This window comes from Intestinibacillus sp. NTUH-41-i26, assembly GCF_032769475.1.
Lineage (GTDB): Bacteria > Bacillota > Clostridia > Oscillospirales > Butyricicoccaceae > Agathobaculum > Agathobaculum ammoniilyticum.
The window spans coordinates 32,296-52,708 of sequence record NZ_CP136477.1; the positions used below are offsets into that span (position 1 = coordinate 32,296).

Genomic DNA, 20,413 nt, shown 5'->3' on the forward strand with positions numbered 1-20,413 from the left:
AGGCCGGATAAACCGGCCTTTCGTTTTGGGAAATAACAAACGCCGCCCAGCCTGCGCCGGGCGGCGTTGTTGTTCCGGTATAGCCGTCACTCAAGCTGCACCTGTGTGCGGATACTGCCGGTGACTGTGATGGGTTTGGTCGTTGTGGTATAGCCGCTGCAGGAGACCTGGATGACATAATTGTCGCGGCGGAGGCTGAACGAGGCAACGCCGTCCGCGCCGGTGGTGGCCGCCTTGCCGCCGATCGAAACGACCGCGCCCGACAGCATGGCGCCGTATTTGTTGGTGACGACAACCTGCACGTTTTCCAGTATCTCGCCGGTCATCTTGACCGTGCGGGAGGAGGATACGCTCGTTGTCTGCGAGATCGATTCGGTAAAGCGCTCATGCGCCGCGGTCAGCGTATAGGAGCCGCGCTTGACGTATACGGTGGCTTTGCCGTCCTCGTCTGTGGTGGCGGTCTGGGTGGCCGTGCCGGTGGCGGAGTCCGCAGGCGTAAAGGTGACGGACGCGCCCTCGATCGGCAGGCCGAGGTCGTCCACGACGCTCGCGGTCAGCGCATAGGTGGTGACATAGTTGACGCGGAGCGTGGGGTTCTGGCCGTTCGACATGACGAAGGTGAAATCCGCATAGGACGCGCCCTTTTCCGCAAATTCGGAAATCGCGGATTTGTTCAGCGTGACCTGGTTGCCGCTGACCTTATACTGCCAGTCCTCCTCCAGCTCCTTGTTATTGCAGCGGATCCTGCGCAGCTCCGCGCCGTTGGCGGGCGTCAGGGTGACGGCGATATCGCGGTAGCCGCCGGAGCTGGTGTTCGCGTCAAAATCGACCTCCTCCGGCGCGATCTTGTTGACCGGCTTGGAGTCCGTGATGGTCAGAGAGCAGGTGGTGGTCGAACCCTTGCTGGGTACGAAGCTGATGGTGTACGAACCCTTGCTCTTTTTGGCGAGCGTTTCGGCCATCAGCACCACCTGGCCGGTGGAGGTGTTGTAGGTGTAGTCCGTGCCGCGTTCGAGTACTGTGCTGCCGAGCTTGATGCTGCTGAGCGTCACGCCGGCCGGTGTGGAGACCGTGAGCGGCACATTGGCGTAGCCCGCGGATTCCTCGTATTTGTCAAACGTGATTTGCGAAGGGCTGACCGCCATCTGGCCGGAATTGCTCGTGATGATAGTGAGCGCGGCGGTCGAGCGGTCCGAGAACGTGAGCTTGGCCGTATAGGTGCCGGCCTCGAGCGTGGTGAGATAGGTCTTGTAAATGCGGATGCCGTTTTTATCGGTCAGCAGGTTGTAATCCTCGCCGAGCGTGAGCGTGTCGCCATCCACGGTGATGCGGACCAGGTCGTCCTTATCCGCGTTGAAGGTAAAGTCATAGGAATGGGCGATGGAATCCGCGTTGCCGGCGTCGAACGTCAGCGCGGCGGGGGAGATGGAAATGCTGTTGGAGGACTGCACGCTCTCTCCGGCGATGGTCGCGGTCACGCCGCTGGCCAGCTCGACAGTGGAGGGCTCCATCACCAGGTCGCACCCGCTGACGTTGAGCGCGGCCTTCTGTACCGAGCCGCCGCCGGTGAGCGTGACCTTGCCGTCCGCGGTCAGGCTGTCGATCGTGGTGCTGCCGGTCGTGAGGATGGTGCAGGCCTGCTTGACGTTGACGTCCCAGAGTGCGGCGTCCAGCGTCAGCGAAAGGTTTTCGCCGTTGACGTCCAGATCGGAGAGGCCGCCTGCGCTGATGCCCAGGCCGCTTTCATACAGCATGGCGTCCGACTGCACCTCAGTATGCGCGATGCTGGTGTTGCCCGAGCAGGTGACGGAGAGCGTCTGGTCGCAGGGGCTGGAAACGGTCAGGTCGAGCGCGGACACGCCGTTCAGCACGACCGAGCCGCCGGAGACGATGATCCTGCCCTCCACCGTGACATTCTGCAGGGTCACGCTTCCGGCACCAACCCCCTCGGTGATATAGAGGTTGCCGTCGATGGTTGCGTTGGACAGGGTGCAGGGCCGGGTGATGGAGACGTTGTCGGTAACGCTGTCCAGATCCGCGCCAGTGTAGCTGCCGCCCTCCTTATGCAGGGAGGTGCCGAGAAAATAATATAGGATCTTGGCGATCTCGCCGCGGGTGATGGTACCCTGCGGCTTAAAGGTGCCGTTGGGATAGCCGTTGATGTACTTGAGCGCGACCGCCTCGGCGACGTATGCGCGGGCATAGCTGCTCACCGCGGATTTGTCCGAAAACGTCATGTCGTCCGGATCGGCGTCCGGCGTATACTTGTGCAGGCGGCCCAGGATGGTTGCGGCCTGCTCGCGCGTAAGCGTACCCTGCGGGTCCATTTTGTTGTTGCCCACGCCGTTGATATAGCCGTAATAGACAGCGGTGGCGACGATGTCGTAATAAGCGGAGCCGGAGGGTACGTCGGTAAAGCTGATGGACGCTTTTTCGGTGAAGTCAAACGCTCGGTTGATATAGCGCATGAATTCCCAGCGGGCGATCGGCTGGTCCGGCGTGTACTGGCCGGACGAGGACGGGTTGATGATCTCCAGCTCGTGCAGCTCGGTCAGATAGGTTTTTGCCCAGTGGTTTTCGATATCGGACGCAGCAAGCGCGGCCGGCAGCATGCACAGCAGCATGGCGGCCGCCAGCACTGCGGATATCAGTCTTTTCACAGCGATCACCTCTTCGGTATTGTTATTCCTATTTTACCATTAAAAGAAATGTTTGTGTACTGTTATTTTTTGAAAACGCGGCCGAACCCTAAACAATGTAAAAATCATACATAAATGGAAGCATCTGCCCCTTAATCCATAATAAACCGACAAAATTCGACGAAATACGAATTTTTGTGATAAAATAAAATCCAATCAAAAAAGCGGAAAGGGGATTTATCAAGATGGACATGTCACCTGTTATGGGTATGCCGCATATTTATGAGGAGGACGGTTACATCCACTTCATGCTGCGTCCAGAGGACCTGATGCGGCTGCGCTATTCGGAGGAGGCCAAAACCTCTTTCGTGGATTTTATGGACCAGTGGCTCGACCAGATGAAAACGCAGGTCCGCGAAAACACGATGGACGGCTACCGCTACGCGTTTGAAAAGCACATCCGGCCGTTCTTCACCGCGCGCGGCACCACGCTCGCCACCGCGCGGCCGATGGATTTCCAGGACTTTGTCAACCTGAAGTTTTCGCAGGGCCTATCGCCGACCTCGATCGTCAAATTCCACTCCATCATGCACAAGTGCCTGAAATACGCGGTCGCGCTGCAGATCATCCCGCTCAACCCGTCGGACAACGTGATGCTGCCCAAGCGCTACAAATACCGTGGGCAGGTGTACAACCGCACGCAGATCAACGTATTCCTGGCCGCAGCGCTGCACTCGCCGGCCGAGGCGGCGTTCGTGCTGGCGGCCACCTACGGCCTGCGCCGCAGCGAATGCGCGGGCCTGCGCTGGAGCGCGATCGACCTGCGCGCCCGCACCATGGTCATCAACCATACGGCGGTGCAGTCGGGCGGGCGGGTCATTTACGCGGACAGCGTCAAGACCAAGTCCAGCTACCGCACCCTGCCGCTTTCCGACTCACTCAAGCGCTATCTGAGCGACCTGCGCCGCCGCCAGAACGAAAACCGCAAGCGGTACGGCAAAAAATACTGCAAGACCGACTATGTCTGCTGCCATGAGGACGGTTCGCCCCTCCGGCCGGACTATATTTCGCGCGAATTCGAGCGGGTATGCCGTAAGGCGGCGCTGCCGCGCATCCGCTTCCACGACCTGCGCCATTCGGTTGCGACCATCCTGCTCCAGCAGGGCTTTTCGCTCAAGCAGATCCAGGAATGGCTGGGCCACGCGGATATCGCGACCACGGCGAACGTTTACGCGCATGTTCCCTATGTGGAGAAGATCTCGATCGCCAAGGGCGCGACGCCCGCGATCGTGCTGCAGTAAAGCGTAAAAAGCGGCCTTATGGCCGCTTTTTACGTTTGCTTTATGCGAATGCGCGGTACAGGAAGGTGACGATCTGGCCTCGGGTGCAGGTATCGGACGGGGAGAATGTGGTATCGCTGGTGCCGGTGGTGACGCCCTGCTCAACCGCCCAAGCCACCGCGTCCGTATAGTAGTCCGGAACGTCGGTGAAAGCGGCGGGCGCGGCCGATTCCGGCTTGCCGTCCATTTTCCACATGAAGTCCACCGCATCCGCGCGGGTGCAGGAATAGTCCGGATCAAAGCCGATTCCGGTGGTCATATCCTGCTCATTTGCCCACTGCGTAGCCTTGAAATAATAGCTGTCCTTCGAAACGTCGGCAAAATATCCCGCCATGCTTTCCGGTTCGGGCGAACCCGCCGCGCGCCACAGGAAAGTGATGATCTGGCCGCGGGTGCAAAGCTCCTCGGGCGAGAAGGTGGTGTCGCTGGTGCCGGTGGTGATGCCCTGCTCAACAGCCCAGGCAACTGCGTCCGCGTAGTAGGCGCCGCTCTTTACGTCGGAAAAGCCGGTATCGGTTTCCGTGTCCTGTGCGGGCTGGGTCGTGGAGCCGCCCTGCTCCACGGCGCGGAAAGCGGTTCGCTGCTCGCCGGCATACGCACCGCCGTTGTCCTGGACACACATCACTGTCTTGCCGGTTTCCAGCGCAAGCGTATTGATGTGGAGATCAAATGTGGTGATCCAGCCCCTTGTTGCATCATAGGTGCTGACACAGAAGCCGCGCGGCGCATCCACCGTCAGCACCGTGCCGGCAGGAACGAGAAGCACGGTAAACTCGTCTCCCCCAATAACGTCCTGCATGGTTTCCGTGCCGATGATCGGCTGGGACAGCGTGTACTGCCAGCCGTGGATATCGGTCAGCGTGGTGTCCCCAGCCTGTGCGGCAAACGCCGGAACGGTTAACCCCATGCACAGAGACACGGCCAGAATCAGGGAAAGCAAACATTTTTTCACAAAAAACCCTCCTCTTTTTCTCAGAGAAGGGCCTTTCCGGCTCCCTCTCTGGATGAAACCGGTATGCCCGCCGTGGCGGACCTCCTTTATAAAAAAGGTAGCACAATACGGGCCGGATTGCAAGCTTATTTCCCGCGGAACGCAAAAAACCGCTGCCCAAGGTAGTTGAAGCCGGTAAACAGGCACATGCCCGCGAACATGGAGACGTTGTCCCGCACGCCCGCGGCCACGCCGGACAGGAGTGCGCGGCACAGCGGCTTGGCGATGCCGTAGGCCAAAAGATAGCATGCCGCGATGTTGAGCGCGAAGCGGACGATCTCCCCCGCGCTCCTTTCGCTGCTCTGGAAGGTAAAGTATTTATTGAGGAAAAAGCTCAGGATGCTGGTCAGCAGGTAATTGGCCGCGCTTGACACCCAGTAGGAGCAGTGGGCAAGGTTGTACAGCCCGAACATGATCGCCGTGCCGACCAGCGTGTTGACCACGCCCACAATCAGGAATCTGGCGAGCTTTTGGTCAATAATGCCGGACAGCCTGCTCATTTGATGCCTTCCTCCGTTTCGCGCACCAGATAGATCGGCCGTCGCTTGGTTTCCAGATAGGTTTTGGAGAGGTACTGACCGAGGATGCCGATGCACAGAAGCTGCACGCCGCCGAGGAACAGAATGACACATATCATGCTCGGCCAGCCGCCGACCGGATCGCCGAACGCCAGCGTCTTGACCAGCACCACCAGGATGAACACGAACGCGATCAGGCACAGCAGCACGCCCAGCACGGATGCGAGCGCGAGCGGCACGGTCGAGAAAGCCACGATCCCCTCCAGCGAATAGCGGAACAGCTTCCAGAACGACCACTTGGTTTCGCCGGCCACACGCTCGACGTTGACGAACGGGATCCATTTGGTGCGGAAGCCCACCCAGCCGAATATTCCCTTGGAAAAACGGTTGTACTCGCGCATGGACAGGATCGCGTCCACCACGGCGCGCCGCATCAGGCGGTAATCGCGCGCGCCGTCCACGATGTCCGCGTCGGATATTTTATGGATCAGCCGGTAAAACAGGCGCGCGAAAAACGACCGGATGGGAGGCTCGCCTGCGCGGGTGGTGCGGCGGGTGGCGGCGCAGTCGTAGCCCTCCTCGGTGACCGCGCGATACAGCTCGGGCAGCAGGGCGGGCGGGTCCTGCAGGTCCGCGTCCATCAGGGCGACGTAATCGCCCGTCGCGGCCTCCAGACCGGCGAGCATGCCGGCCTCCTTACCGAAATTGCGTGAAAACGATACGAACCGCACGCGTCTGTCCGCCGCGGCAAGGCGGCGCAGCACGGACAGGGTATTATCGCGCGAACCGTCGTCGATGAATACGAATTCAAAATCGATCCCTGACATTTCCCCGGCAACACGGGTTGCCTCCTGATAGAACAGGGGCAGCGCCTCCTCCTCGTTATAGCAGGGGACCACGATCGAGATTATGGGCATGGCTTTTCTCCTCTCTGAAGCGGTCAAAGGCAGGCACTACGTTGGAGCCGCGAAAGACCGCGCGGATGGGGCAGTGGAGCCTTATACTCTGGAATTATTTTAATCCCTTGCCATATCGATGTAAAGAAAAAACGGCCGCATTGCAACAAACCTGTAACATTATACCCGCTTATGTCACGATTGTTACACTTTTCCGCCTGCTATTGTGAGAAATGGGAGGAAACGCTATAATTTAATTACGATAATATCCAAGGATGGAAATGACTATGCTCAAAAAAACAATTTCCGCCCTGTTTGTGGCGTGTATCATGGTGATAGGAGCCGCGGCGGCGGGCACGATCTTCCCCGTGACCCGCACGGATATCGACGGCGTGAGCCGATCCGGCTATCTGGACGAAGAGGGCAGGACCGTACTCTCGTTCGCCTATGCGCAGGCGGGCGAGTTCGCGGACTGCGGCCTGGCCGCGGTCGAGGATGAAAAGTGGCAGACCGCGGTGATCGATCGGGAGGGGAGACTGGTTATCCCTTATACCGCGTCGCCGGTGTCGGTCGATTTTTCCGAAGATATGGTGGCGTACCGCTACGCCGACCACAGCGTCTACTACACCCTGCAGGGGGAGCTGGTCGGCTCCTACGCGGGCGCGCTGGATTTCTTTTCGGATGGCCTGCTGCTCTGCAAAAGCCCGGCCTCCGGCCTGTATTCCTACGTCAGGCAGGATGGTACGGCGGCCTTTGAAGGGGAATACAGCGACGCAGGCGTTTTCCTGAACGGCCGCGCGCTGGTGCGCACGACCGATGGCGCCTACCTTGCCATCGACACGCAGGGGCAGACCCTTTACACGCTGGAGCATCATATCACCCCGTCCTATATGACCATTTTCGGCACAGATACGGTTGTGCTTTCCGACGGGACCAATCAGGCGCTGTATTCTCTGGAAAGCGGCAGCTATATCACGGATTTCCTGTATAACACGATCTCGGAATTCCACGGTGGCGTCGCCATGGTCCGCCAGGCCAACCGTTGGGGGCTGATGGACACCACAGGCAAGCTGCTCACCCCGCCGACCTACTATTACCTGTCCTATATGGGGGACGGGCTGTACGCGGCGCGTAGCGAGGACGGCTCGGCCGCGGCGGTGGACGCCAACGGCAACATCGCCTACCGCACGCTTAGCTATGTCGGCGGCTTTGACGAGCTGCGCTACGGCCTGGCATGGCACGGGACCTCGGACGGGAGCCTGATCTTTTTCAAAAAGAACGGCGGCTATTTCGCCAGCCTGAAGAATGCGGAAAATCCGACGCTGCTCAGCGAGAACGTGGTGCGCGTCACGCAGGACGGAAAGCAGAAGTATGTTAACCTTTCCGACGGGCGGACGCTGTTCGAGCAGCCGACCTCGTTCGATCTCGGCAAGGGCATCACGGCGACCACCGTGCATTACGAGCGCTTTTTCGGCTATCAGGCGGATGGGAGCGAATATGGCTGGAACGTGGATTTTCCGGAGATCTCCGGTCTGCCGGATGCCGATGTGCAGAAGAAGATCAATGAGGCCATCCGCAAATTTTTCCTGGAAGGCCCCTCAGTGTCGGCGGAGTATGAGGCGCTCGAAGGCGGTTACGGCGCGTCGCTGGAGGGTTCCGTGCTGGTGGTTTGGGCGAACTGCGTCAGCGGAAAGGGCGCGGGCTCGTCAGTCTGGAACAATAACCTGGCGTTTGATATCCGCACGGGCGAGCAGTATGGGCTGAACGATCTTCTTTCGAGCGGCTATGTGGAAACGGTCAAGGCGCTCCTGCCGGATACGCACGCGTTTTACCTGTACAGCTTCCCGCGCATGAGCACAAAGGGCGTGACCTATTATTATAATGAATATGAGAGCGAAACGCGCCGCGCCTATACCGAGAGTTACCTGCTCACATTCGAGCAGCTGCAGGAGGCGGTCGATCAGTCGGGCGAATGCTACCAGGCGCTGAAAACGCCGTTTATTCGCGAGACCAGCCTGACCGGCTTCCGTGACGTTCCCAACAGCCATTGGGCCGCGGAGTATATTCAGCAGGTCAAGCAGGACGGCGTTATGCAGGGCGACGCGGACGGGCTGTTCCGGCCGGACGACCTGCTCACAGGCGCAGAGCTGTGTGCGACCATCGCGCGGAGCGCGGCGCTCGAGACGCCGGATACGGTGCTGGAGGGCGTCAGCGCGGACGCTTGGTATGCAAAGGATGTCAGCGCGATGCAGGCCGCAGGCCTGCTGGATGGTCTGGAGCTTGACTTTACCGCCCTGATCAGCCGAGAGGAGGCCATGCAGGTGTTCGCGAACCTGCTTGTCGGTAAAGGTAGCGCGCTGCCGGACGAGGCGGAAACGGACGAGCTCCTGTCGTCCATTTCCGACCAGGAGACGATCACACCGGAGTACCGTGCCGCCGTGGCGTTGTGCATGCAAAAGGGACTGGTCAAGGGCTATGCGGACGGTACGCTGCAGCCGGCGGGTAATTTTACCCGCGCGGAATTTGCCAAGCTGCTGACGATGCTCTGAATAAAAGGTGAATAAAGCAGCCTTTCTGCCGTGGATACTGACGCGGCAGGAGGGCTGTCTTTTTGTAAAAAAGCGGCCGGAAACTGCGGGAGGAGGAGAAAAAAGCTTTTCCTGTTTTCAGGGGAACGGCGAAAAAGCGTTTTTTTCGATTTGTTGCAAAATAGAAGATATTTGGCCGAAAACGGGGCGATTAAGGGGAAAATCAGGAACAGGCCCGCCATCAGAAAAAGGTTCTCGCACTGGTACTGGCGTTCGCATGCGCGTTCACCATGTTTGCCGGTGCGGCGTTCACGGACGAGGCGGACATTAAGGCCACCGACGCCGTGAACATGCTGACGGCGCTGGGCGTAATCGAGGGCGACCCCGATGGCTCCTTCCGTCCGGATGCAACCGTTACCCGTGCGGAAATGGCGAAGATGATCTTCGTTGTCCGCAACAACTCCATTGATGATTCGGCCTACGCGAACAACTCTTCGAAGATGACCGACATCAACAGCCACTGGGCCAAGGGCTACATCAAGTTCTGCGAGTCCCAGGGCATCATCGCCGGCTACGGCGACAACACCTTCAAGCCCGACGCGACCGTAACCGGCGTGGAAGCTGCGAAGATGCTGCTCGTTCTGACCGGTTATGACGCTGACAAGGCTGGCCTGACCGGTCACAACTGGTCCACCAACACCCTGAAGTATGCCGGTTCCGCCGGTATCCTGGACGACGTCAACTCCGGTCTGGAGTCCGGCCTGCCGCGTCAGTACGCCGCGCAGATGATCTACAACACGCTGGACACCAACCGTGTCAAGTGGTCCACCGACTCCGACTCCTTTGACGACAACCTCGGCAATGGCTACAAGGAGACCGTTGGCTACGCTTACATGGGTCTGACCAAGTCTGTTGGTATCCTGACTACTGTCAGCAAGGACTCCCTCACCCTGACCGGTATCGACGAGGCGGAGAGCGATAAGGTTTACTCCGGCAGCAATCCGTACGCTACCAACTTCACCAAGGTGAAGGAGGATTACTCCAGCCTGCTGGGCCAGAAGGTTAAGGTCATGTTCAAGGACGGCAAGACCAACAACGTCCTCGGCGTTTATGCGGTTTCCGACAACGAAGCCTACGCCGTTAACGCTTCTGAAGTAGAGTCCGATGGCGATAAGGTCAAGTTCGGCGGCAAGTCCTACTCGATCGAGAACGCTTACGGCAATGACTACATCGATGTTTACTACACTGACATCGAGGGCAAGGAAACTGCCGTAACCGGTGAGGATGGCGCCTCTTCGGGTACCTCCAAGAGCTTCACCTCTCAGGCGGGTGTCAAGTACACTGCTGCCAACAGCAAGTACGGCTTTGAGGCTGAAGAGCTGTTCGACGATTGGGATACCTCCTCTGCGGTAATGCAGTTCGTCGATTCCGACGGCAACGGCCGCTTCGACTCCGTTATCATCACCGACTACGCCGCGGCTGAGGTCACCTCTGTTACCTCCTCCAAGGTAGTTGCCGGCAAGAGCTATGAGTTCGACGAAGAGAACATCGACGACGACCTCAAGGCGGACGACTGGGCGATTATCTCCTACGACCGCTACAACGACTGCACCCGCGTTGCCAAGGCTGACGTTATCACCGGCAAGCTGGACGGCCTGAAGAAGGACAGCACTTCCGAGAACTACAACGCAAACAAGGGTACTGGCGTTAAGTATCATGAGTACCAAATCGGCGACGAGTGGTACAATGGCGCAACCGACAAGGACAGCCGTACCGATATCAGCACCGTTAAGGCGGGCGACGAGGTCGAGGCTGTTGTTGTAAACGGCGTTGCATGGAAGATCAAGCGCTCTTCGGGCAACGGCTCTCTGGCTGATGTGACCGACATTGCGATGGTCGTTAACAAGGATGCCGGCATTGGCGGCAATCAGGTCAAGCTGCAGTTCTTCAACGACACTACCAAGGTTGTTGACGTTGACGATGACAGCACGATCAAGTATGCTTCCCTGAAGGTCGGCGCGCTGTATGAGTACAGCATCTCCGGCGGCGAGTACTCTTTCGAGGGTCTGTCCACGGAAGACGATTACTACGGCGATTACACCTATGTCGGCACCGCTTCGTACACCGCTAAGGCTGATGCTCTGGGCGGCAAGAAGATTGACGACACTGCCAAGGTTATCCTGTTCGAGGATAACGGCAAGGATACCGGCAATGACTCCAAGGTCATCACCGGCAAGCAGCTCAAGGCGCTGGAAAGCTCCGCTGTCACTTATGAGGGCGATGCGGCTTACTTCACCGCTGACGTAAACGGCCTGACCCGCGTTGCGGCGATTGCTGTTGAGGTCGACAAGCTGCCCGAAACCACCACTTCCAACGACTTCTACGGCTACATCCTGTCCGACGCGAAGGAATCCGGCACGAACGAGGTTTCCTACAACGTGCTGCTCGAGGGCGCTGACGAGGCCGTAACGGTTTACGAGAAGAACGCCAAGACCGGTGACCGCAAGAAGAACACCCTGATCGGCTATAAGTCCCTCGACGGTGAGGATGCCGACAAGCGTTACATCGACGACGTACATCTGTACAAGCTGGGCGAGACCAACTTCGGTCTGGGCGCTATCACCGATGTGAACAGCAAGCAGACCACGGTTCAGATCGCTGGCTGGGATGGCTCCGCTGTTCAGAATTACGAGCGCGACGTAACCGCTGACACCGTGGTATTCTACATCGATACCGACGCGAAGACTGGTTCTTCGACCGGCTCGATCCGCAAGGCTACCAAGTGGTATGACGATGCGGACGGCGCGATGATCACCAGCGGCGACAGATACATTGCCAACGCCCTGTACCTGATCAAGGACAGCGACGATCTGGAAGTGCTGGTCGTTGAGTCTGGCGACAACCAGTTCCGCGGCAAGTACGCTGACGCACTCAAGGAAACTTACGATACCACGACCTGGTCCGGCTCGATTGCAAATGTGACCCAGGAGTATGATGCTTCCGCGCAGCCTGTTTCTCTCACGCTGACGACCAAGAATGTTCCGGCGAACACTACAGTTGAGTTGAAGAACGCGATCAGCTCCAAGGGTACTTCTTTGACCGGCATGGCTTTAACTGCCAGCACCAAGGTTGCGGCAAACGGTTCCACCACGCTGTCCATGACCAATGTGCCGGTTGCAACGGTTGACGACGTAATTACCCTGACCTTTACGGTTGGCAAGGGTACGGAGAACGAGTTCGATGCCTCTGCTACCATTACGGTTGTTAATAAGGCAATTGAAACTTCCGAGATCTCTGGTGCGACTGTTACTGCTAAGGATCTGACCACTAATACTTCTTGGAATTCCGCTGCATCCTTTAACGACTTGTTCACGGCAACGGATACTACTAATGCAACGGCTGCAGTTAGCTACAAGCTGAATGGCAACACTTATTACAACTATGATAAGTTGCCGACGACAACCGGTATTGGCTACACTGTTGAAGTAACTGTGACCTACACTGCTAAGGCTAACTTTAAGTTCGCTGGTGACTACACCGGTGCAACTGCTACCAGCTGGACGGTTGACGATGCGACCGTATCTGATGATGGCGCTACGCTGACTGTAGTGTATACCAGCCCTGTGGTTACTCTGTCTTAAATCTGTTTCAATTTTAAGGCAGCAACGAAAACCCCCGAGGATTCCTCGGGGGTTTTCCCTTTTCCTTTTACCGGAACGCGATGTAGTAAAACTGCGCGCCGTTGTAGTTGAGCTTGCTGTATTTGTACTCATACAGCGTAAAACCGTTGGAAACAATGCCACAGTAATCTGTTTTGTAGCCTTGCAGCATCAAGGTGCTGTAAACCGCGGTTTCGTCCGCGATCAGGCCGTCCTTATGGCCGATAATGACCGCCTTGGGTGTGAACCCGATCGACAGGGTGCGCGGATAGCTGCCGGTTCCGGTGTAGGTGCCGAAATACATCTCGCTTTTCTGCGGCACCGCGTTCTCCAGCGCGCTGACCCGTCCGGAAAGCGCTTCGCGGGCCTGCTGCTCGGCGGCGAGTCCGGCCTGGGTTGCTTTCGCATCCAGCTCGGCGGCAAGCTCCTCTGAGAGCATCTCCCGATCGATCGTGTCCCCGAACGTATCCACCACGATGCCCTCTACACGCGCCTCCAGCCGCGAAGCCTCGTCGCAGATTCCGTTCACCGCCTGCCGCAGCTCCTCCGGACTGCTGTCGAACCGCGCTTTCAGCTCGTTTGCCGGCAGGCTCGGCTGGTCGGGCAGGTCGGTGATTTTGTGTGTGAATTGCGTGATCTTGTGGTCAGAAAAAGACATGGTTTCCTCCTTTTTGTCGGTGCCGCCCGCGCGCGTTCCTTGGACAGCGCGCGCGGGCGCGCGTGGGGCGGAGCCGCCCCGTCTGGTTTTTCATGCGGGGAAAGTAAGCAACCGTTATAATAGCCCAAAAAACGGAAAGCGCAAGGGCAAGTATTTGCCCTTGCGCTTTTTCCCGTTTCTGCTATTCTGGTAGACGCTTACTTTCCCGTGCCGGTGCAAACGGCGGGCGGGGAACCCCTCACGCGCGCGCCCGCGTGGTCAGAGGAACGCGCGCGAGGGGGAACTCCGGCCGCCCCAAACAAAAGGAGGTTTTTCATGTCATTCAGCGATCATAAAATCACAGCGTTCCAGCACAAAATCACAGACCTGCCCGACCAGCCGAGCCTGCCGGCAAACGAGCTGAAAGCGCGATTCGACAGCAGTCCGGAGGAGCTGCGGCAGGCGGTGAACGGAATCTGCGACGAGGCTTCGCGGCTGGAGGCGCGTGTGGAGGGCATCGTGGTGGACACGTTCGGGGACACGATCGATCGGGAGATGCTCTCAGAGGAGCTTTCCGCCGAGCTGGACGCGAAAGCGACCCAGGCCGCGCTCTCTGATGAAGCGGGAGCGCGTGTCCAATCGGATAAGGCCCTTGCCGACCGTTTAACGGCTAACGAAACACTGACCGCACAGAAATGTGAAATTTACTGCGGCAGTTATGCCGGAAGCTGGGACGGGGATTACAGCCATAGTAATACGAAAACCGTTTCTCTCGGCTTTCAGCCGAAAGCGGTTATTATTTCCTCGAGCAACGCGAGCAATATTGCCGGTTACGGCGCAACACTGGCACATATCGCGGTGGAGGATGCGGCGTCGCCATATGTTTCGATCACAAGTACCGGTTTTCAGGTAAGCCGCTATATGAACCTTTCGGCCAATGGTCCATTCCGGTATGTTGCACTGAAATAAGGGAAAACCCCCTCGAAATTCCGAGGGGGTTTCTTTGGGTAAGATTAAGCAATCTCAGTTGCAGTCAATGCAACCGTGCTGGCATTCAAAACGTCTGCCGTAGTTACCGTGTAAGTAAAGGTAACCTTGTTATTCGCTTCGGCTTTAGCTTTCAGCTCAATTCCGTTTACAGTCAGGGTGTATTCCTGATCAACAGTCAGAGAGGTATCCGAAGTGTCAACAACAATCGAAACTGTTTCGCCGACTTTCTTCTGAGCAGCCGCTACTGCACTAATGCTTGCAGCAGAGTTGCCAGTCAGAGAACCAGCGGAAACCGCAGTAACGGAAACGCCGTTCGTAGCATCTGCAAAATTTTTAACACTTACAACAACATTTGCATCATCACGAACACCCGCCAGCGTCAATACATGCTTGCCAGACAGCTTTTCAGAGCCAGAGATCGATGCACCATCCAGCTTAGCAGAAGTAGTCTTATCCGCGCCGTTGACCGTGATCGTGATATTCGCAGTCTTAACAACATCATTTGCAAAGGTCAGATCAACCTGCAGGTTGCCGTTAGTATCCAAGTCGGAGGAAGCACCGGTCAACACATCCTTATCATCGGTGTTAACCGTAGCATAAGCCGTGTTGTAATCGCCCTTCTCCTGAGTTTCGCCGCTGTCATCGCCGCTCTCGTGGCTCTTGCCGTCGAACGCGCCGGTGGTATCAACAACCAGAACCTTCAGGTCAACATCATCGTTGCCTTTTTCGTCAACCTGGAACATCACGTTGGAGGAGTAAGCAGTCTGATCGTTGCTGTCAATGTACTTCTCAGCCTTGGCCATCGCAGACGTGCCGTAGACGAAGTCCACGCCGATCTGGTCATCCTCGTCCGCAGCGGAGTCAACGAACAGGACAGCGGTGTCCGCGGTTACGTTGAACTTCTTGTCATCAACGCTGATGTACTTTTTATCGGTGCTTTCGTTGCCGCCGTAGTAAACGTCGTTGTCGCCGGTCGTAAAGTCGCCACTATGATTCTTCACCGCAGTCAGTTTCGAAGTGTCAACGTCCTTGATGTTCGCAATCGAGCTTACATCGTGGATGACATTGTCCGAGTCGATCGAGGAGTAGCCGATCAGGGTGCCCTTGTCACGCGCAGAAGCGTTCTCCTCGATAACGTCCACATACTGGTTGTCAGTGGTCCAGACGGTGTAGGATGCGTTGTCGTCCTTGTCCACGCCGTTGTTGGTGACAATGTACGCGTAGTTGTCGTAGGAATTGCCGCTAATAGTCATCTTGTCAGCCTTGACAGCAACCATCATCGCGCGGTTCAGGCCGTTCTTGTCCTTGGTGAATACCGCGGTCGCTCTCGTGTTGGAGGCGGTTTCGTTAGCGTCACTATTCAAATCCTTAGTATCCAGCGCGTTGTACTGCTTGCCGGTCAGCATCTTGGAACGGCCGTTGCCGTCATACAGGATGACCGCCGCAGAGTCGTCAACGATAAACGTGCCAACCTTGTCACTGCTCGGATCAGCCGCCAGACTAGTACCCTCGTACTTGTAGCCGTTGTACTTCTTGGTATCAACCGCCTCAAACTTCATCGAGGTGTCGGAACCGGATACCTTGTACGCGGTGCCGGCTTTCAGCGGCTCGCTGGTGTTGTCCGAAATGGTGACCAGCTTGCTGGTGCCGTCAAAGTAACGGATGCGCGCCTGGTCGCCGTTGATTGCGCCATTGCTTACGACAACCGCAACGTTGGTCGGGAAGCCGCCTTTGCCGTCGTCGGACTTGATCTTAACGATCACGCCATTGACAACATAAGCCTTGACGGAGTCGCCGTTGGAAACATCCGAAGCGTTTTCGTCGGAAATGTTGTACCAGGTGCCGTCCAGCTTATACTGCTTGTAGTCGCCGTTGATCTTGTCATTCTTGTCGCGGGAGCCGTCCAGTGTGGTGCTGATGATATCAGCCTTGACAACATCCTTGCAGTCCTCATACAGGTTCGCGGAAACAACCGCCCAGTCGTCCTGCTCGATGTCCTCGTCGATGTTTTCGTCCTCGAACTTGTAGGTCTTGGAACCAGCGGTGATCTTATCGGAAGAAACGTAAGTCACTTCGCCGACCAGCTTCTCGAATACGATAGCGGTATCGATCTTGCCGTTGCCGTTCGCATCGACGAAAGTTACCTCGTCGGTGGACAGGTTGCCGTTGGACTCATTTTCGTTGAGTGCAGCGCCCTTGTCGAAATAGTCAAGAGACTGAGCCTTTTCCGCCTGCGCGCCGTCTACGCTGATAAAGGTAGTGGCGATCTTGGTGCCGTCGATCGAGTAGGACTTGCCGCCGAACTTAATCTTAGCGCCGTCCTTTTCAACGCCATTCATCAGGGTGGTGTAAACCGTGTTGTCCGAGATGGAATAGACGCCCAGAACGTTGTTGGTCTTTTCATCCTTGAACATGACCTTGACCTTCTGGCCCAGCAGGCTGGTGTAGTCCTCAGAAACCTTGGTAAAGGTCACATCGTCGTATCGGGCGATCTTGTGGTAGTTGTCGGAATCGTAGCTTTCGTCCAGCTTGATGGTCAGGGAGTCACGATCGATGGAGATCAGGGTACCGACATCCGAGGACAGGCCCATGTAAGCCTTACCAACGGTCTCCTTGACGCCGCCGTTGAGGATGTCGTCAAAAGACTGAGAATCGTTGGACCACTTGACACGGTTGGTGTCCAGCGTGTTGTAGATCATCTGCGCGGCGTACTGACGCGGCAGGCCCTGCTCCAGGCCGGAGTTGACGTCGTTCAGCAGGCCGGCGGAGCCAGCATACTTCAGGGTGTTGGTGGACCAGTTGTGGCCTACCAGACCAGCCTTGTCAGCGTCGTAGCCTGCCAGAACGAGCAGCATCTTCGCAGCCTCCACGCCGGTTACGGTCGCGTCGGGCTTGAAGGTGTTGTCGCCGTAGCCGGCGATGATGCCCTGGGACTCGCAGAACTTGATGTAGCCCTTGGCCCAGTGGCTGTTGATGTCGGTCAGCTTAGAGGAGTTGTTCTCGTAAGCCGAGTCGTCAATGGTGTTGTTGCGGACAACGAAGATCATCTTCGCCATTTCCGCACGGGTAACGGTTGCATCCGGACGGAAGGAGCCATCGGGGTCGCCCTCGATTACGCCCAGCGCCGTCAGCATGTTCACGGCGTCGGTGGCCTTAATGTCCGCCTCGTCCGTGAACGCCGCACCGGCAAACATGGTGAACGCGCATGCGAACGCCAGCACCAGTGCGAGAACCTTTTTGAGATTCTTCATGGGGTTTTTTCCTCCTTTAAAATTTTCAGGCGATTGCTCGCCCTTATTACGTTGACAATCATACCATGCGGGAATAAATGCGTCAAGAAGATTGCGTGAAGTGTAACAAACGGGTAATATTACGCATCCGTGACTGTCACAAAATACGAAAATTACGGGATTATATATAATAAGGTAAGCGCGCTGCATGGATATGCGCGTTTCGCGTGCTGTGTTACGACGCCCGCTCGAACATCTGTACCGGGGGGTATACCGTCTTTTTCCATAAAAATCATACAGAGGATAGAATAACCATAAAACTGGATTTGTCAAGGGGAAGTGTTCCACCCGTCTCCGCCGCGCGGGGGCAATCCGGCGGACGCGGGCGCGATCGGATGCAGGGCGGAAAAGGGCGCATTTTGTCGTCCGGCGGCAGCAGGAAACCCCCAAACCGGCTGGTTTGGGGGCTGATTTCCTCTGTTTCGACCGGAATCACGGCTTTAGAGCCGGTGAACGTGCGGTCATTTTTGATTTTTCGTTCAGATGGTGCGCACCGAGATCATTCCGTCGATCGCGCGGAGGGCTTCGAGGTTGGCTTCGGTGGGCTGCTCGGCCGCGTCCACGATGGTGTAGGCGTAGTCGCCTCTGGAGCGGTTGCCCATGTTCTCGATGTTGCACTTGACCGCCGCGGTGATGGAGGCGATCATGTTCGGGATGTTGCGGTGGATCATGCAGATGCGGTAGCCGCCCTCATACGGCACCTTGAGGTTGGGGAAGTTGACCGAATTGCGGATGGTTCCCTTTTCGAGGTAGTCCACGATTTCCTTGACCGCCATTTTCGCGCAATTGTCCTCGCTCTCCGGCGTGGAGGCGCCGAGATGGGGCAGCGTGACCGCGTTTTCCTGCGCAAGGATCGCGTCAGAGGCGAAATCGGACACATACGCCGCGACTTTGCCGCTTTCGAGCGCGGCAGCCATGGCCTGCTCGTCAACCAGCTCGCCGCGGGCGAGGTTGACGACGCGCACGCCGTCCTTCATCTTGGCGATCGCCTCCGCGCCGATGATGCCGCGGGTGTCCGCGAGCAGCGGGACGTGTACGGTGATATAATCGCAGTTGGCGAAGATCTGGTCCAGCTCGGTCACATGCTTGACCGAACGGGACAGCGCGAGCGCGCCGTCAACCGAGAGGAACGGGTCGTAGCCCCAGACCTCCATATCCAGGCCGACCGCGGCGTTGGCCACCTTGACGCCGATCGCGCCCAGTCCGATCACGCCGAGGCGCTTGCCCGCGATCTCAGGGCCGGCGTAGGTCGCCTTGCCCTTTTCCGCGGCGGGGCCAATGTCCGGCGTGCCGGCAAGGCCCTTGACCCAGTTCGCGCCCTGCACCACCTTGCGGGAGGCGAGCAGCAGCGCGCAGATGACCAGCTCCTTGACCGCGTTGGCGTTCGCGCCAGGGGTGTTGAACACCACGATGCCCTCTTCGGCGCAGCGGTCGAGGGGGATGTTGTTCACGCCCGCACCCGCGCGCGCGATACACTTGAGGCTTTTGGGGAACTGCACGTCGTGCAGCTTGGCCGAGCGGACAAGGACCGCGTCATAGTCCTCAAAATCCTCCGAGCAGGCATAGCCCGCCGGATCGAGCTGATCGAGGCCGATTTTGGAAATTTTGTTATACAGCTTTACGTTAAACACAGGAATCAATCCCCTTTACTCTTTTGGAATGGACGGGCGCGGCGGGCGCGCCCGCGGATCAGGCGTTTTCCGCCGCGAATTTCTTCATGAAGTCGATCAGGTGCTCCACGCCCTCGACCGGCATCGCGTTGTAGATGGAAGCGCGCATGCCGCCGACCGAGCGGTGGCCCTTGAGGTTGCTCATGCCCGCTGCCGCGGACTCCTTGGCAAATTTCGCGTCCAGCTCGTCGTTTCCGGTGCGGAAGGTGACGTTCATGTGGCTGCGGGACGCCTTTTCCGCGACCGCCTTGTAGAAGTCCTGGCCGTCGAGGTAGTCGTACAGCATGCCGCTGCGCTTGGCCGCCAGCTCCTGCATCGCCTTGACGCCGCCCATCTGCTCGACCCACTCGAGCACGAGGCCCAGCACATAAATGCCGTAGGTGGGGGGCGTGTTGTACATGGATTCCTTATCCGCCATGGTCTTCCAGTCCAGCATGACCGGATACTTCTCCAGCGGGTAATGGCCTAGCAGGTCCTCGCGCACGATGACCACGGTCACGCCCGCGGGGCCCATGTTCTTCTGCGCGCCCGCGTAGATTACGCCGTATTTGGAAACGTCCACCGGCTTGGAGAGGATGTTGGACGACATATCGGCCACGAGCGGCACGCCTGCCGGGGTTTCGGGGTCGTACTGGTACTCGGTGCCGTAAATGGTGTTGTTGGCGCAGATGTAGAAGTAATCCGCGTCCGGACGGATGTCCAGCTCGCCCTGCGTCGGCACGCGGTCGAAGTTGCCCTCCTTGGAGGAGAACGCGACATGGATGTCACCGAATTTGACCGCTTCCTTATAAGCGTTGTTGGCGAAGTTGCCCGTGATGGCGTAATCCGCCTTGCCGGTGCGCATCAGGTTCATCGGGATGGCCGCGAACTGGGTCGTCGCGCCGCCCTGCAGGAACAGCACCCGATAGTTCTGCGGGATGGAGAGTACGCGGCGCAGCGCGGCCTCGGTTTCCTTGATGATCGCGTCATATACTTTAGAGCGGTGACTCATCTCCATGACGGACATGCCGGAACCCTTGTAGTTCAGCATTTCGGAGGCACAGCGCTCAAGCACGGGTACCGGAAGCATGGACGGGCCTGCGGAGAAATTGTAGATACGATTGTCAGCCATAGTGAATAGTTACCTGCCTTTCAAATTTCAACATGCTGTTCCAAAAAAGAACGCAGTATTCATTATAATATAAGGGAAAGATATTTACTACGGGAATATAGCCCAAAAATCCATCTGAAAAAGACGAATGTCTGCACATTATGG

Annotated in this window: 12 protein-coding genes; 4 read left to right on the plus strand and 8 right to left on the minus strand. The window is 57.6% G+C overall.

The window, feature by feature from the left end:
* Positions 1 to 86: 86 nt before the first annotated feature.
* Positions 87 to 2,660: a X2-like carbohydrate binding domain-containing protein gene (locus RX717_RS00185; RefSeq protein WP_107631326.1), complete on the minus strand. Its 2,574-nt coding sequence runs from the start codon at positions 2,658 to 2,660 to the stop codon at positions 87 to 89.
* 224 nt (positions 2,661 to 2,884) lie between these two features.
* Between RX717_RS00185 and RX717_RS00190 the strand changes: the two genes are divergently transcribed.
* Entirely contained in the window at positions 2,885 to 3,940 is a 1,056-nt protein-coding gene (locus RX717_RS00190) for a tyrosine-type recombinase/integrase (RefSeq protein ID WP_082396893.1), read from the plus strand.
* A gap of 40 nt (positions 3,941 to 3,980) precedes the next feature.
* Here the strand turns inward: RX717_RS00190 and RX717_RS00195 are convergent, their stop codons facing one another.
* From RX717_RS00195 to RX717_RS00205, 3 genes are all read right to left on the minus strand, one after another.
* Entirely contained in the window at positions 3,981 to 4,931 is a 951-nt protein-coding gene (locus tag RX717_RS00195) for an S-layer homology domain-containing protein (RefSeq protein ID WP_107631325.1), read from the minus strand.
* Positions 4,932 to 5,056: 125 nt separating this feature from the next.
* Positions 5,057 to 5,470 (minus strand): GtrA family protein, encoded by a 414-nt coding sequence (locus RX717_RS00200; RefSeq protein WP_054326640.1) that lies wholly within the window; start codon positions 5,468 to 5,470, stop codon positions 5,057 to 5,059.
* Positions 5,467 to 6,405 (minus strand): glycosyltransferase family 2 protein, encoded by a 939-nt coding sequence (locus RX717_RS00205; RefSeq protein WP_054326641.1) that lies wholly within the window; start codon positions 6,403 to 6,405, stop codon positions 5,467 to 5,469. Before RX717_RS00205 ends, RX717_RS00200 begins: the two co-directional genes overlap by 4 nt.
* A gap of 266 nt (positions 6,406 to 6,671) precedes the next feature.
* Here RX717_RS00205 and RX717_RS00210 point away from each other — a divergent pair, with 266 nt between their 5' ends.
* Together RX717_RS00210 and RX717_RS00215 are read left to right on the plus strand one after the other, a co-directional pair.
* A complete protein-coding gene (locus RX717_RS00210; RefSeq protein ID WP_054326642.1) occupies positions 6,672 to 8,933 on the plus strand; it encodes an S-layer homology domain-containing protein in 2,262 nt (753 codons plus the stop codon).
* A 269-nt stretch (positions 8,934 to 9,202) separates the two neighbouring features.
* The gene (locus RX717_RS00215) at positions 9,203 to 12,553 is read left to right on the plus strand and encodes an S-layer homology domain-containing protein (RefSeq protein WP_316960477.1); all 3,351 of its coding nucleotides are present in this window, start codon (positions 9,203 to 9,205) and stop codon (positions 12,551 to 12,553) included.
* 67 nt (positions 12,554 to 12,620) lie between these two features.
* Here the strand turns inward: RX717_RS00215 and RX717_RS00220 are convergent, their stop codons facing one another.
* Positions 12,621 to 13,229, minus strand: a complete 609-nt coding sequence (locus RX717_RS00220; RefSeq protein WP_316960478.1) for a hypothetical protein — start codon at positions 13,227 to 13,229, stop codon at positions 12,621 to 12,623.
* A 315-nt stretch (positions 13,230 to 13,544) separates the two neighbouring features.
* Here RX717_RS00220 and RX717_RS00225 point away from each other — a divergent pair, with 315 nt between their 5' ends.
* Positions 13,545 to 14,177: a hypothetical protein gene (locus tag RX717_RS00225; protein WP_316960479.1), complete on the plus strand. Its 633-nt coding sequence runs from the start codon at positions 13,545 to 13,547 to the stop codon at positions 14,175 to 14,177.
* A 44-nt stretch (positions 14,178 to 14,221) separates the two neighbouring features.
* Here RX717_RS00225 and RX717_RS00230 read toward each other — a convergent pair whose 3' ends face one another.
* The 3 genes from RX717_RS00230 to serC form a co-directional block, all read right to left on the minus strand.
* Entirely contained in the window at positions 14,222 to 17,449 is a 3,228-nt protein-coding gene (locus tag RX717_RS00230) for an S-layer homology domain-containing protein (RefSeq protein WP_316960480.1), read from the minus strand.
* A 518-nt stretch (positions 17,450 to 17,967) separates the two neighbouring features.
* A complete protein-coding gene (locus RX717_RS00235; protein WP_054328511.1) occupies positions 17,968 to 19,119 on the minus strand; it encodes a 3-phosphoglycerate dehydrogenase family protein in 1,152 nt (383 codons plus the stop codon).
* 58 nt (positions 19,120 to 19,177) lie between these two features.
* Entirely contained in the window at positions 19,178 to 20,269 is a 1,092-nt protein-coding gene (gene serC / locus RX717_RS00240; RefSeq protein WP_054328510.1) for a 3-phosphoserine/phosphohydroxythreonine transaminase, read from the minus strand.
* Between the last annotated feature and the right edge of the window lie 144 nt (positions 20,270 to 20,413).

Coding starts and splice junctions, on each gene's coding strand:
- RX717_RS00190 (WP_082396893.1), top strand. CDS start 2,885: ATGGACATGTCACCTGTTATGGGTATGCCGCATATTTATGAGGAGGAC.
- RX717_RS00200 (WP_054326640.1), bottom strand. CDS start 5,470: ATGAGCAGGCTGTCCGGCATTATTGACCAAAAGCTCGCCAGATTCCTG.
- RX717_RS00205 (WP_054326641.1), bottom strand. CDS start 6,405: ATGCCCATAATCTCGATCGTGGTCCCCTGCTATAACGAGGAGGAGGCG.
- RX717_RS00210 (WP_054326642.1), top strand. CDS start 6,672: ATGCTCAAAAAAACAATTTCCGCCCTGTTTGTGGCGTGTATCATGGTG.
- RX717_RS00215 (WP_316960477.1), top strand. CDS start 9,203: ATGTTTGCCGGTGCGGCGTTCACGGACGAGGCGGACATTAAGGCCACC.
- RX717_RS00220 (WP_316960478.1), bottom strand. CDS start 13,229: ATGTCTTTTTCTGACCACAAGATCACGCAATTCACACACAAAATCACC.
- RX717_RS00225 (WP_316960479.1), top strand. CDS start 13,545: ATGTCATTCAGCGATCATAAAATCACAGCGTTCCAGCACAAAATCACA.
- RX717_RS00230 (WP_316960480.1), bottom strand. CDS start 17,449: ATGAAGAATCTCAAAAAGGTTCTCGCACTGGTGCTGGCGTTCGCATGC.
- serC (WP_054328510.1), bottom strand. CDS start 20,269: ATGGCTGACAATCGTATCTACAATTTCTCCGCAGGCCCGTCCATGCTT.